This window comes from Botryobacter ruber (genome assembly GCF_003347595.2).
Taxonomy (GTDB): Bacteria; Bacteroidota; Bacteroidia; order Cytophagales; family Hymenobacteraceae; genus Pontibacter; species Pontibacter ruber_A.
Map to the genome: position 1 here is coordinate 44,347 of NZ_QCZK02000030.1, position 14,784 is coordinate 59,130.

The following is a 14,784-nucleotide window of genomic DNA, read 5'->3' on the forward strand; positions in this document are numbered from 1 at the left end:
CTCAATTGTTTATTACAATGTCAGATTAACACCTAAAGAATAGGTTCTCAAAACAGGGTAATTCTCCCATGATCCCTCTGCACTTTTATAGGAATATGGATTATAGAAAGTAATAGGGTTTATACTAGTTAAAGCTATTCTGGCATTCTGTACATGCATCGCATCTGCCAGTTTTGTGGGCAGTGTATAACTAAGGTTAAAGTTAGGCATTCGTAATCTGAATGCGTTTACCTGGTAAAACGTTGAACGAGGGGAAAGACTTACACTACTAAAGTGTGGATTAGGTAGAGTGCCTCCAGGATTGAGCTCCGGATCATAAATATTATTCCAGTAAGCAGGCATATTTTGATACAGGTTGCTGATATCTCCCTGCATGCGGCTTCTGGCATCAATCTCAGACCAGCCCCCAAAAGACCCTGTAATTACTGCGTCAAAGCTTAAACCTTTATATCCAAGTTTGAGAGTGACTCCAAAGTTGTTATGGCTTGAAGCTCTCTTTGCTAACTGAATCTGATCATTATCATCAATAACTCCATCAGGGCCTGCAAAAGTACCATCAGCCTGTAATGGGCCTCTTACATCTCTGTAGTAAAGCATGCCTGGTCTTAAATTATTGGCAGTCTGATCGAAAACCTGCTTAATGTTATACTGTTCTACATAAGCATCTATTTCTGCCTGGTCACGGAACATGCCCAGGTAATCATAGCCCCATACGCCATTGTCAGTAGATTGTCCGGGACGAGGAGTTTTCCAAGGGTAAAGCAGATCATTTTCGATAAAATTATGCTTTATAATCTTATTATCATACCATGAAAAGCGGCCTTCTATTCCATACCTGAAGTCTTTTCCGATATTGTCGTCCCAGCCTAAACTTACTTCATAACCAAAAGTGTTCATAGCTCCGAAGTTCTGAGCAGCACTAGTTCCCCCTAATGTTACAGGTACATTACCCGTTACAACCATAAGCATATTAGTTGCTTTATTGTAAAATCCTTCTACAGTAGCAGAAAGCCTTGAATTTAAGAAACGGGCATCCAGGCCGATATTCTGTTTCAGTTCATCACTCCAGACAGCAGCACGATTGGGAGAAGCCTCCATCTTAATACCGGTACCCTTAGGAGTGTTGTCACCAAATACAGGAGCTTTCCCGCCCTGGAACGTGTAGCGCTGGCGCCATTCCCACATTTTAGTGTCATCTTTACCTAATAGACCTACCGAATATCTCAACTTGAGCATATTGATAGCATCCATATTAAAGAAGTTTTCTTCCGAGATAACCCAGCCTGTGCCTAATGAATAAAATTTACCCCAGTAGTTTTCGGGTGCAAACTTAGTGGAAGCATCACTTCGGAACATAAAGTCCATCAGATACTTGCCATCAAAGTTGTAGTTAAGCCGGCCAATATAACCCATATTACCTGACTGATAACCATAAGTTCTTCCGTCGATCTCGCCAAAAGCCGTTCCGAACTGGCCGTTAGTGCCTGCAATCGGATCCTCTTTCCAAACCTCTTCCATATTGGATTCTGTTTCACCTCGTTCAACTGTAAAAAAGCCGCCTACCGTGTGTTTCCCGAATGTCTGGTTATAATTCAGAGCGAAGTTGAGTTGGGTAGACAGGGCATTCTCATTCATGAAACGGATGCGGTTATCGTTTGTGAATTTTGTTGCCACCGGGTCAGTTGCGCCTTCATAAATATGCCCGCGGGAACCTGTTCTAGTAAAACTGTACAGATAGTATTGACCACCAATTCTGGCAGACCTGCCCGAAGTCATGTTTCTGGCATAAGAAACTTTTGCCTTAAGTCCTTTCAAAAAAGGAGCCTCGTATTCGGCATACAGGTTGATTAGGGTTCCTTTATCATCATTATCCATGTAATTATCGCCTTTATCAAGCTCGAAGAAGTGGTATGCCGACAGGTTATTTCCACTGCCCGGGAGCCTTACCGGCAAGCCATCGATATACATGGGCACATAACGAGGAGCCAAAAGGAGGTTATTATAATCGTTTTCTGCATTCTCTCCTCCTATTTTACTATTCATTTTTAAGGTGTTCTGGAAATTACCAGCAACCTGTAAGCCTACTTTCATGCCAGCCATAACATTTACATCAGCCCCGGCACGAAAGGTCCATTTATCATAGTCAAGCTTCCCCATGTTACCATTTTGGGTAAAGTATGCTACGTTTGCAAAGTAAGTTGATTTGTTCGTCCCTCCACTAACATTTAATGTATGACGCGTATTGTAAGATGCCTGCCAGGCTTCATCTAACCAATCATAATTAATATTTTTAAAGTGTTCTAACTCATCATCTCCAAAGAAGTAACGGTTATCACCAGCATCTCTGTTAGCACCATTAGGCCCGTTCATAATATTGACGTACCGCGCCATATCATACGCACTCAACATCTTTGTTCTGTATGCTTCGTCGTTGACAGCATAAGAACCACTGTAAGTTATTCTGGGCGGGCCTTCCTTACCACGTTTTGTTGTTACAATTACAACACCATTAGCCCCCCTTGAGCCATACATAGCGGCTGCAGCATCTTTCAGAATAGTTATACTCTCAACTTCAGAAGGATCGAGGCTATTGAAGAGGGTAGGATCCGGAGCATTCTGAGAGTTTACCTGAATTACATCATCAATAACGTATAAAGGATTGTTGTTTTGGGCGTTAGAAAAAGACCCTGGGTTACGTATAGATAACTGCGCCTGGGAACCAGGACGGTCTGTACCACCGCTCACGCCTAGTCCTAATACCCTACCCTGTAACGCTGCTCCCAGGTTACCAAGAGGCAGGTCCTCAATTTCTTTGGCATTGATTGCATCAACTGCACCAGTAGTTGCACCTCTTGTAGTGGTTCCGCCATATCCAACTACAATAACTTCCTCCAGAGCTTTGGCATCGGGAGACAGTGTTACATCAATGCTGCTACGCTTGTTTATTGGTACCTCTTGGGTCTTGTATCCTAAAAAGGAAATAACTAATGTACCAGATCCATCGGAGACAGTCAGCGAAAAATTACCATTGACGTCAGTTGCAGTACCTTTAGATGTACCTTTCAGCACAACCGTAACACCCGGCAGCCCTTGGCCCTGCTCATCTTTAATTTTTCCGACAACAGTCATATTTTGCTGGGCAGCCAGTATGGCTGCAGCTCTGGTATCACGTTGCACCAGAAAGGCAGTTATTTTATCCTGATTATCACTGGCAAGGTTCCCTGCAGACGCAAGTCCCTGGCCTAAACTTAGCTGCCACGTTCCCAGCAGCAAGCAGGGGAGCAGCAATCTTTTGAGAGGGTAAACTGTCTTCATAAATAGTTGTTAAGTGAAATATAAATATTGTAAGTAAACTCAAGCAAGATAAAAGCACGGGCTCAACAGCTCATTATCTGTACACACATCGAATATTCCAATTATCTAAAAAGGAGGCGCCCAAGGCAGGCTCAATTCCTTCTTTTAAAAACAATATTATCCCTCAGCTATGAACATAGCTATCCTGTTTTATGTAACCACACAAAGCACACTATACTATTTTTATATATTAAAGTATTTTTTTTTCTTTAGTAACAAAGAAAACAAACCACGAACTAATGTTTGTAAATTGGATTACAAATTGTGAGCTTCTTTTTTAAGATAAAGTTTAAAATGATGATTTGGTTTTCTGTGTATTCGAATTGAGTGGCAAATACAGTCCTCAAGCAGCTGCTGCTTTAGACTGTTCAAAAATAAAAAATAAATTCATATATAAAAAAGTTTTTACAAATAAATTTTACTTTTTCTTTCGAACTATTTCAATCATCTACAAAAACAATAAAAAACGAAAACAAAAGAAAATCCACAGACAATTGTAACAGGTTATAGTTGAGATGCTACTTTGGGGTTAACTTATTGAAAATTCTAAAGTGTACATGGTAACTGGCACAAATACACCTGTCCAACGACCTACTCCTGCGGATATGTTATTGCACTTGTCGTTCTGTCTCCTTATTTCACTTCTCCTACATCCATTTTGGACGCTTTTAAACTTTGCTGCAGCTGCCACCACTCCCTCTGCTCCTGATCTAAAATAAAAAGAGGCATCCCCAGCCGGAATGCCTCTTTCACCTATTTGTTAAGTTTTTGTATAAACGTTAATTCGACCCGAAAACAAACTTTTTCACCACTGTCTGCCCCTTCTTATTTACGAGTCGGGCGACATAGGCACCATGCCCCATACCTGCCAGCGAAATGTTGTCTGTATTCTCAGCTTCTTTTACCAATGCCCCTGCTAAATTGTACACCGTTACATTGACCTTCTCCGAAATCAGCATGTTATTTTCTGCGAAAGAGACACGGAAAGCAGGGGCGGCGAGCTTTTTTAGGGAATTAACCGTTGGCTGTACCGTTACTTCAGGCGACGGTGCACTCTGGTTGCCACTGTTTGCTACTGCTTTTACCTGGTATGCATTTGCGATGGCCGGGTCTGCGGTGGCATCGGTGTAAGAGGGAGTTGCAGCAAAACCAATTACCGTTCCGTTGCGGCTGATCACATAGCCTTTCGCCTGGTCCACTGCCTGCCAGGAGAGTACGTACCCTGCAGCGGCAGCTAATCCCTGCGGTGCCGGAAGGCTGGACGCAATTTCCCGCGGGTTCCAGACTACGTTATCCTTCTTTAAAAAGTAATCCAGGTTGTAGTAATTGGCCACCATATCTGCTGTTAACTGGCTGCTCCAGGTTACCCGCTGGCTTACATCCAGCGGCTCTCCTTGCAGATCCTTGCTTTGGTATTCGGCAAAGGTACCGTTCAGGTGATTATTGCCGCTCCAGGTTGACCAGCCTGCAGGGCGGATGTGGCTGCCCATTTTGGTGTTGATGAAAACAGTGGAACCGGGCGCACCCCAAGGCCTGCCCAGGAAATAACTGGCAGCAGGAACATCCTGATTAGCTGTAAGGGTGCTGTTCAGGAACAGGAGGCCGTGGTAAAAAGGAGCGCCGTTTACCGTAGAGATTAGTTTGGTGTCGTTGTGCGCCGTAATATATTGTCCGCCCTGCACCGAATTTATAATACAGTTTTCGAACAAGGCTGTGGCATCGCCAAAAATAAAATCGGTTGCGCCCTCTATAAAGCAATCTACATTGTACTGCCGCCCTTTTTGGGCATAATAAGTATCCTGAAACCCGAGAAACCTGCAGTTCTTAAATACCTGGCGCTGCCCTGTGGTATGAATTGCTACTGCCTGCCCTACGTTTCCTGCCGTGTTCCGTATCGTCAGGTTTTCGGCATAAAAGTCGTTTCCCTGGGCCTGCAGGGTATAGGAGGAACCTGTCGTGATGTTGGTGCCCGGTTTTCCGCTGTAGTCGTTCCAGCTGATGATCACCCCATCACGGCTTTCGCCTATCAGGCTGATATTCTGAAACGCCACATAGAGCTTTTCCTCATACACTCCATCTTTGATGTAGATAAGCGTGCGTGTAGGCTTGTCAAAAAGAACCCGGCTGATAGCATCCTGAATTCTGGTGTAATCACCGGAGCCATCTTTGGCGACTACATAATTGTATACTTGCTGTGCTTGTGCAGCAGTGGTAACAACCAGCAAAAGAGTGGCAGCTGCCAACCAGGAGGTTAGGAACTGTAATGGTTTTGAATTAGAAATCATTGTTTAATAAGTTTACGTTCTACTGTTTGGCCGTTTCTGAAAACAGCCTTCATGATATAAAATCCGGAAGTCAGGTGACTGATGGAGCAGAAACCTTCCTGCCCTGCCTCGATATTGCTTTTAGCAACTACTAACCTGCCGCTCAAATCATACAGTTCCACTTTCTGTATTATTTCTGTGCTGCTGAAATAAATTTTATCGGCAGCAGGATTCGGGTAAGCGATAAAAGCAGCGGCAGCATACGGTTCGGCAATACCTGTCACGCCCTGCGCTACAAGGCTGTTCAGGTAGATTTCCAGGTTCGAGTAGCCACCCGCTCCAATAGCCCTTGCATCAGACGCCAGGTACTTGTTCAACCCGTTTGCTTCTTCCCAGTCATCCGGAAGGCCGTCATTGTCGGTATCGGTTGGAGGCGTTGCACTGTTCAGTGTTGGCCAGCCGCCTACTTCTGACGGCGAATCGATAATGCCTCTGCCAGTAACGGCACGGTCACCTTTTGCTTCGGCAACAATTCGGGTATCCACGGCATCGCGCTTTGGCAGAACAGCACCGGCTTTCTCCAGCACCAGCCTGTAGGCTTCCTGTGCCGTTTGCGTCTCTACCGGTTCCACCGGAAACCAGTACGGGTGCCTGATGTTGTCGGCACCGTTTACCCTGCTGGCGTCTACGCCCAGCCAGTTAGCAACATTCATTCCGCCGGTTATGCCTTCCATATAGTTACCGGCAAAATACCACTCGCCATAGCCAGCGGCTGTATTTCCTTCGGTCACATAAGACGGTGCTGCAAAAAGCAGCTGGCTCGGTGTGGCAGGTCCCGGTTTATAGTAGTTGTTGATGAAATTAACTTTCATCTCACCGCCGCGAATTTCTTCTTCGCCTCCGTACACGGCTCCTCTGCTGCCCCAGTTAAAGATAACGTTGTTCCGGAAATCCACGAGGGCGATAGTATCGTTGGAGCGGCTGCCGTTGATGCGGGGCGAGCGGCTCTGGTTGTGGGCAATCAGGTTGTGGTGGTACGAAGCATATTGTCCGCCCCACTGTGAGCCGTAGCTGCGCGCGCCTTTGCTATGCCCGGCATTGTATAGTCCCTCGCTCAGGATACTCCACTGCACGGTGGTGAATTTGTTATCGTACATGCCCATGTTTTCTTCCACCGCCCAACTCATAGAGCAGTGGTCTACAATAATATTGCGGGCGTTTTCGATGTTCAGGCCGGTCGTCTGCGTGCCCAGGCTGTTGCCCGGACGAAACCGGAGATAGCGGATAATCAGGTTGCTGCCAGACAACTTGATGCCTTCGTTTTTTATAGCGATACCATCGCCGGGAGCACTCTGGCCCGCGATGGTCATGTTAGACCTGCCAGATTTAAGCTCTCCGGCCAGTTCGATATTGCCGGAAACTTTGAAAATAATAGTTATCGGGTCGGTGCCGAGCGAATTAAGTGCCGCCCGCAGACTGCCTGTGCCGCTGTCGTTCAGGTTGGTTACTTCCACTACCCTACCCCCACGGCCGCCTGTGGCATATTTACCGTAACCTTCAGCGCCCGGAAAGGCAATTGGCTCCCCAGCTGCCGGTACATCCTCGTCATCCGTCGGGGTTCCAAGCACGGTAAGGGTTAATGTGCCATACATAAAGCTGTTTTCTTCAGCAGCTGCCGTTACGGTTACCTCACCTGGTGCTACAGCCGTAAGCAGGCCGTCGGCTGAAATGGAGGCCCGGTTGCTGTTGTTCACGCTCCAGTTCACATTCGGGTTGTCCGGATTCTGGGGGGTGAGCTGTGTGGAAAGTTGCAGGGTTTCACCGGGATTCAGGCTGGTGCGCCCTGCTGCAGGCACTACGGTAATGGAGGTAATGTTTGCCTGGTTCATGATCGTAACATCCAGTGAGCCCGTTACACCAGAACCATCGTTGGCAGAAGCAGTCACGGTCACTACGCCGCTGGCTTTCGCTACTAAGTCGCCATTCTGATCGATGGTGGCCAGTTGATCGTCGCTGATGCTCCAGGTTACGCTGCGGTTAGCGGCATTGCCGGGCAACACGGTAGCCACCATTTGCAGGTATCCGCCTTTCACGGTAATGCTGGACTTGCCTCCCTGCCCGGACACAATGATACGGTTAACCAGGATTTCAGCAGGATTATCCGGATCCACATCTCCCCAGCCTGACCAGCGCGGATCCCCGATTGGCCCTCCGTTGGTGCCTGCCGTTAGCAAAGATGATGATTCAGGTATGGTGAAGTCGCCAAAATCAGGGCCTGCAAAGCCAGGATCAGTAGCAATGGTATTGCTGACCAGGACATTCTGCAGCGCCGCATCTACCTGCGCCAGGTTATGGACTCCATTATCCTTGGTTGATTCGAAATTGTGGAACACATTGTTTTCAAAAGTAAACAAGCCGGCACTCTGGTTTATGCGGAAAGGACGAGCCGTGGCAGGATCGATCAAGGTGCTGACGATGTTGTTGGTAAACATCAGGTTCACCTGCCCGTCGGTAGGGTCGTTTACCTGTATCAGGGCATCGGCTCCGTTTATTCCGTTTGCTACCTTGTAAATGGTGTTCCGGTTGATGATGATTTGCTGTGGATACTGCGCAGGTCGTTCAGGCTTGGAATAATAAGGGTTCTTCAGAAATCCGCCTATGTTGTAAAAAGTTGAATTCGTAATTTCGATCTTGTCGGTTGCATTAATCCTGGGGTCCAGTACCCAACCCGAGAAGTCGGACCACACCACGTTGTTGATTTTAATTAACTGGTAATGCAGCCCCTGATCATAGAACAACTCAATGCCGTTGCTGAATCCGGAAGCTTCCACATTTTCGAATTTGATGATACTGTTGGCAAAAGTGCCGTTTTCAAAGCCCCTGCCAAAGCTCAACAGCATCGACCGCTGCTGTTTTCCATCCTCATCCAGCGTTAGCCCCTTTGCCCGGAACCCGATAAAGGTCATGCTCAGGTTATTTGCCCTGGGCCTGAACCCGCTTACAGTTCCATAAAAGGTTACCAAGGGGCGGATTGCCAGTGTCGGATCGGCTTTTATGGCGATGTTCTGCTTTATCTCAATCGTGCCCTTCACCAGATACTCACCCTCACTTACCAGCAGGATGGTATCGCCGGGTACCCAGTTGGCTGTATTTTCTATAAAGGTTTTTAAAGCATTTTCTTCGGAATTGGTAACGCGATGCGTTTGCTGCGCTTTCACACTCAGCGTTACCAGGGCAAATAAAAAGGTAAAAATAAAAAAGCGCTTACTTGCAAAGTAGGAGTGCTTCATAAATATCAAGACTACACTGTTTAAATCTAATACAAAACCAAAATGCTAATCCAACGCTGGCAGAAAAAGCAGTTATCCAGCAGCAGAAGAAATGGTGACTGCTGCAGCAGACTTTTTAGTTCTTTACCCAAGGGATTATAAAAGCTCATAACCCACACCGGTTTTGATGCCGATGTGGGTTACAAATTTTAAACTGGAAATTATTGTTTGATCAGTTTATGGTCGGCGGTGTGGCCATTCCGGAAGAAAGTTCTTAAGATATAGAAGCCGCCTTTCAGCTGGCTGACCTGCAGGAAGTCTTTTTCAGGACGAACATCGCTTTTTTCTACCAACACTTTACCACTCAGATCGTACAGCGCTACTTTGGCAATTTTTTCGGTGCTGCTGAAGAATACTTTATCGGTAACCGGATTAGGGTAAACGACAAAATCATTTGCTGCAACCTCATCGCCGATGGCTGTTACACCAGAAGGAACGATGCTGTTCAGGTAGCGTTCCAGTGGCGTGTACCCATCCGTTCCGATTACTTTTGCATCTTCGGCATTGTTCGGGTCCAGGTTATTTGTTGTTTCCCAGGTATCCGGAATGCCATCTTTGTCGGTATCTACAGGAGCAGCCGCACTTTGCAACGTTGGCCATCCTCCTACGGCTGTTGGACTATCGATAATACCATTGCCTTTTGTACCTGTTCCTACAGCTGTTCCTGTACGGACTTCATTTACAATTCTGGTATCTACGGCATCGCGTTTAGGTAAAATAGCGCCAGCATTTTCCAGCACCAGGTTAAATGCTTCCTGTGCAGTTTGGGTCTGAACTCCTTCATAGGCGAACTCGCTGTTGCTCCGGATGTTAGCTACTCCGCCAACGCGGTCTGTATCCACCCCAAGCCAGTTGTCTTCGTTCATGCCGCCGGTAACACCATGCATGTAGTTGCCTGAGAAGTACCACTTGCCATAACCATAAGCCGTATTACCCTCTGTTACATAAGATGGAGCAGCAAAGATATGCGTACCGGCTGTAGCGGGCCCCGGTTTGTAGTAGTTATTTACAACATTAGTGAAGTTGCCTGCCTTGTTCTGACCAGGGTTTTGGGGATCTTCCCACCAGATTTCGTTTTCTCCACCATATACAGCGCCTCTGCTACCCCAGTTGTAGATAACATTGTTGCGGAAGTCCACCAGTGCAACAGTATCGTTGGAGCGGCTGCCATTGATGCGTGGAGAGCGGCTGTTCTGATGTGCGATCAGGTTATGGTGGTAAGAGGCATACTGACCGCCCCACTGAGAGCCATAGCCACGAGCGCCTTTGCCGTGTCCGGCGTTATAAAGCCCCTCGCTGATAATGCTCCATTGTACAGTGGTATATTTATTGTCGTACATGCCCATTGTTTCTTCAACAGCCCAACTAAAGGAGCAGTGGTCGACAATGATATTTTTAGAGTTCTCTATATTCAGGGGAGTGGTCGCAGCACCTGCAGCTCCCGGGCGGAAGCGGACATAGCGAATAATGATATTTTCGCCTGAGAGGAAAACAGACGCATTTTTGATGCAAATGCCATCTCCAGGAGCGGTCTGGCCGGCAATTGTTAAGTTAGATCTTTTAACTTTGATATCAGTAGACAACTCTATATTCCCCGAAACACGGAAAACAATTGTAAGAGGCTCGTCGCCCGGTGTCTCTAGTGCGGCACGCAAGGTTCCGGTTCTTGTCCTGCCATAGAGGTCCCGGTCCCTCAGGTCCGTTACTTCCACTACCTTACCACCACGGCCACCCGAAGCAAATCTGCCATATCCTTCGGCACCTGGAAAAGCCAACTGTCTTTCCTGACCTAGTAAAGTTGTGCTCACAAAGCATAAGACTATGAAAACACTACTTGTAAATGATTTAAGCATATTTTCGTTTAATTATTATAACCATAAAAACTCAGTGCTACCGGATAAACAACCGGCAACACTGAGTTAGTTTCATTGGATTTTTAATGTTATTGCTTCAGTATTTTCACCGTCTGCACATTGCTTCCGGCATTAATTCTGACAATGTATAGTCCAGATTTGATACCTGCAATATCAACCGAACCAACTTTATTAATAGCACCTGTCCATACGGCACTGCCTGTCATGTTGTAGATAGTAACATGTACTTCCGAAGCAGCATTAATGTAAAGCACATCACGTACCGGGTTTGGATACACTTCAACTTTTATAGTTTTAAGTTCAGGCTTAATGCTTGTCACATTGTCTGGTGCCCACTGCGGATCACCAATTAGCCCACCATCAGTACCGGCAGTTGCCAGTGGCGAACCGTTCGGAAGCTTGAAGTTGCCGTTTTCAGGGGCAGCAAAGTTAGGGTTCTCTGTTGTGTTATTAGCCTCGGTTACAAAAGGATAGCCAGCCACAACGCTTAGGTTATATTGGGTTTTGGCCTGATCAGTTGCCAAGAAGTCGTGGAAAACATTGTTGCGAAGGCTATAAGTACCTGAAGGTCTTGCTTCCATGAACAGGAAAGGCCTGGAGTTAGCTGGATCTTTCAGTTTACTTACAATATTGTTTGTAAAAGTTAAGGTTACTGCGTTATCGCTGCCATCGTTCATCTGCAGCAATGCTCTGTTACCATCTGCTATGTTATAGAACGTATTGTGGTCAACTACAACATTTTGCGGAATAGCCTCAGGTCTGTTTCTGGAAGCATCTTGGAAATAAAAGTTATTGATAAAGCCTCCTGCATTTGAGAAGGTAGAATTTGTAATGCTTACTTCTTTTACAGCATTAATTCTTGGCCAGAATATCCATTGCGAAATGTCATTCCAATGTACGTTATTGATCTCTACCTTATCATACACCTGAGAACCTCCCGGGAATAACTCTATACCTTGCGTCATGCCAGTAGCATACATGTCTTCTATTCTTATCAGTTTACCACCCATAGCATTCCCTGCGCCGGCTGCATATTGTATCAGCGCTGCTTTTTGCTCCTGGTTGCTTGCGTTCAGCGATCGCCCATCAAAGTCAAAGCCTTTCAAGATAATGCTCAGGTTACTGGCTGCAGGTACAAAAGCGCCACCGTTTCCTACGCCGCTCACTTTTACCAGAGGTCTGGTTGATAAAGACGGATCGCCCATAATGGTAACATCCTGCATAATTTGCATACTTCCGGTTACGTCATAATTTCCAGCACTCACCAGCATGATCACATCACCCGGAGCCCAAAGCGCAGTGTTCTCGATAAATGCTTTAAGGGTATCCGGCTCCGTGTTTGGAATTTGATGGATGGTATAAAGCCCTTCGCCAGTGGCCCAGGTTGGATCGCCGATAGGACCACTTGTTGTGCTTGCAGTTAGTAAGGAAGAATTGGAAGGAAGACCGAAGTTTCCGGCTGCCGGATTGGCAAACATTGGTTCACCTGTTACCGGATTCACAACTGTTACGTTGGCCTGTTTTGTAGCCACAGCCGTAAGGTTATGAGCACCCTCATCACGTGACGACTCGAAGTTGTGGAACAGGTTGTTACGGAACATAAAGGTACCGGCAGCCTCGTTGATACGGAACGGACGTGTACCGGAACTATTAATCAGTGTGCTTACAATGTTATTGGAAAAGGTAAACGATACCGTACCTTCTTTCGGATCATTGATCTGGATGAACGCATCAGCACCCTTTAACGCAGACAAACCATTATAGAAAGTGTTATGGTCGATCATGATCGTCATTGGGTATATGCCTGTACGGTTTTTACCTGCATCTACATTATAAGGGTTCTTTAAGAAAGCTCCGAAGTTAGAGAAAGTAGAATTGGTAATTTCTATTCTGTCGGTTGCATTCAGTCTTGGGTCCACTACCCAGCCTTCAATATCATTAAACCACACATTATTAAGTACCAATTCTTCGTAGTGCAGTCCATTGTCATAGAAAAGCTCCACACCAGTACTCAGGCCAGTGGCATTCATTTCTTCTATCCTGAAGCTACCTCCACTAACTTCTCCTCCCTCACTTCTTCCGCCAAAGCGCAGAACTGCAGCTCTTTGTTCTTCACCTTCGGCGTCTTCAGTCAAGCCATTTACATTGAAACCTTTCAGGATGATATCCAGGTTATTTGCTCGAGGCTTAAAAGCACCGCCATGCAGCGTCACAGTCGGGCGTTGCGCCAGCGACGGATCGCCCATAATGGTAACATCCTGCTTTATGTCAATGCCATTGTTAACTTCGTAGTTGCCGGCGCTCACCAGCATAATAACATCACCCGGAGCCCAAAGCGCAGTGTTTTCAACAAATTTTTTAAGGGTATCCGGCTCCGTGTTTGGAATTTGGTGTGTGGCAAAACCAGCACCACCAGAAGTCCAGGATGGATCACCAATTGTACCGCCGTTTGTACCAGCTGTCAGAAGTGGAGAACCGGCTGGAATTCTAAAGTTTCCAACTGCAGCATTCGCAAAGGCCGGATTTTCTGTTATGGTATTCGTAGCAGTTACGTTGGTCTGCCTGGCGTCTACTGTAGCCAGGTTAAAAGCTTCCTGTACTTCACCATCAGCTCTTGTAGAGGTGAATTCATGAAATACATTATTTTCAAACGTAAATGTTCCAGCAAGCGGATCAATCCGGAAAGGTCGTGCATTATCTGCCGTATGCAACATGCTCACCACGTTATCGCGGAAAGTGAGTGTTACTGACTGGTCCTTCGGATCGTTCATTTGAATAAACGTATTGCCACCGGCTCCGGAAACATTGTAAAAAGTATTATCCTCAATTACAAAATTTTGTGGAATAACATCGGTTCTCGCAGGAGTAACACCTGTATCAGAAAAATATGGGTTATTGATGAAGCCATTTGCTATGTTATAGAAAGTTGAGTTCATAACACGCAATGATTTAACCGCATTCTGCTTAATATCGATTGCATAGGCGCCTACCATATCATGCCATTCCACATTATCTATTACAAGTTCATTCACTGCTACCCGTAAGGAATTGTTATTTACAATTAAGCCACCTTTAAAGCCCCATGCCTCGCTGTTTTTAAACACTAGTTTAGGGAAAGTGGTAGCCAGTCCACCTGCAGGATCTGTTACAGCAGTAGCAAATCCACGGAATATATAATCTGTTCTGCTGGTACCATTTGACTGGTATCCGTTAAAGTCTATGCCAATTAAGGAAAGACTGGTATTGTCAAGATTTGCCCTGATGCTTCCGCTGGTTCCTGAAAAACGAATTACAGGTCTTTGAGCAAGCGCCGGATCTCCTTTAATATGGACAGACCGTGGTAAATCAATAGTTGCCGACACCTGGTATATACCTGAACTGGTTAACATGACAGTATCACCAGCCGCCCATTGGCCGTTCAGGATAAAGTTCCTGAGCGTATCGGGCCTTGTATTCGGGATGTTGTGTGTTGTCTGGGCAAACGAATTACTAACTAACAGTAGTAATAGCGCCAACAGACCAACACCTTTAAAGTACAGTTTGAACATAATTGTTGTTTATTAAGGTTTAACAAAGAAATTCTTAACATAGAACCGGAAGCTCTTAAAGAAGCAGGCATACTGCTTAAAGATTTCAAAGCACTTCCGACTGATATCGATTCACTCTCCACCTCCACCCTTAGCCATTACTACAGCCAATGAAAGAGGAATTTATGCAAAAAAAAGGTTCTGCACCTGCCACCATAGCCTCTGATGCACGTCACCAGGTTAGGTAGCAGAAGAACTAATGAATCAGATAACGCAACACCAAAGCTGCATCAGGCATAATGCAGGTTAAGGTCATAAGAAGATATTTGGTCTTCTTATAAACCACATTTGCTTTACCGACGCTCTTGTTGCAACAATTTCAGAATAGGTTAAAGCTACCCGCTGTTAAAAAGTAAGCAGAAGCAAGACATTGTAA

At 45.9% G+C, this 14,784-nt stretch carries 5 protein-coding genes; all 5 read right to left on the reverse strand.

Annotated elements, in window-relative coordinates:
- Nucleotides 1–12: 12 nt before the first annotated feature.
- Nucleotides 13–3,315, reverse strand: coding sequence for a SusC/RagA family TonB-linked outer membrane protein (locus DCW36_RS08710; RefSeq protein WP_114782930.1), 3,303 nt, complete (start codon nucleotides 3,313–3,315; stop codon nucleotides 13–15).
- 818 nt (nucleotides 3,316–4,133) lie between these two features.
- Nucleotides 4,134–5,639, reverse strand: a complete 1,506-nt coding sequence (locus DCW36_RS08715; RefSeq protein WP_114782931.1) for a pectinesterase family protein — start codon at nucleotides 5,637–5,639, stop codon at nucleotides 4,134–4,136.
- Nucleotides 5,636–8,908, reverse strand: coding sequence for an Ig-like domain-containing protein (locus DCW36_RS08720; RefSeq protein WP_114782932.1), 3,273 nt, complete (start codon nucleotides 8,906–8,908; stop codon nucleotides 5,636–5,638). The genes DCW36_RS08715 and DCW36_RS08720 overlap by 4 nt, the downstream gene beginning before the upstream one ends.
- Before the next feature lie 200 nt (nucleotides 8,909–9,108).
- Complete coding sequence (locus DCW36_RS08725) at nucleotides 9,109–10,755, reverse strand: T9SS type A sorting domain-containing protein (protein WP_125185441.1); 1,647 nt, start codon at nucleotides 10,753–10,755, stop codon at nucleotides 9,109–9,111.
- A 134-nt stretch (nucleotides 10,756–10,889) separates the two neighbouring features.
- Nucleotides 10,890–14,369 carry a DUF5123 domain-containing protein gene (locus DCW36_RS08730; protein WP_114782934.1) on the reverse strand — a complete coding sequence of 1,160 codons (3,480 nt, stop codon included), beginning with the start codon at nucleotides 14,367–14,369 and terminating at the stop codon, nucleotides 10,890–10,892.
- Nucleotides 14,370–14,784 lie beyond the last annotated feature (415 nt).

Excerpts from the sequence above, each read along its gene's own strand:
- DCW36_RS08710 (WP_114782930.1), bottom strand. The coding sequence starts at position 3,315 with ATGAAGACAGTTTACCCTCTCAAAAGATTGCTGCTCCCCTGCTTGCTG.
- DCW36_RS08715 (WP_114782931.1), bottom strand. The coding sequence starts at position 5,639 with ATGATTTCTAATTCAAAACCATTACAGTTCCTAACCTCCTGGTTGGCA.
- DCW36_RS08720 (WP_114782932.1), bottom strand. The coding sequence starts at position 8,908 with ATGAAGCACTCCTACTTTGCAAGTAAGCGCTTTTTTATTTTTACCTTT.
- DCW36_RS08730 (WP_114782934.1), bottom strand. The coding sequence starts at position 14,369 with ATGTTCAAACTGTACTTTAAAGGTGTTGGTCTGTTGGCGCTATTACTA.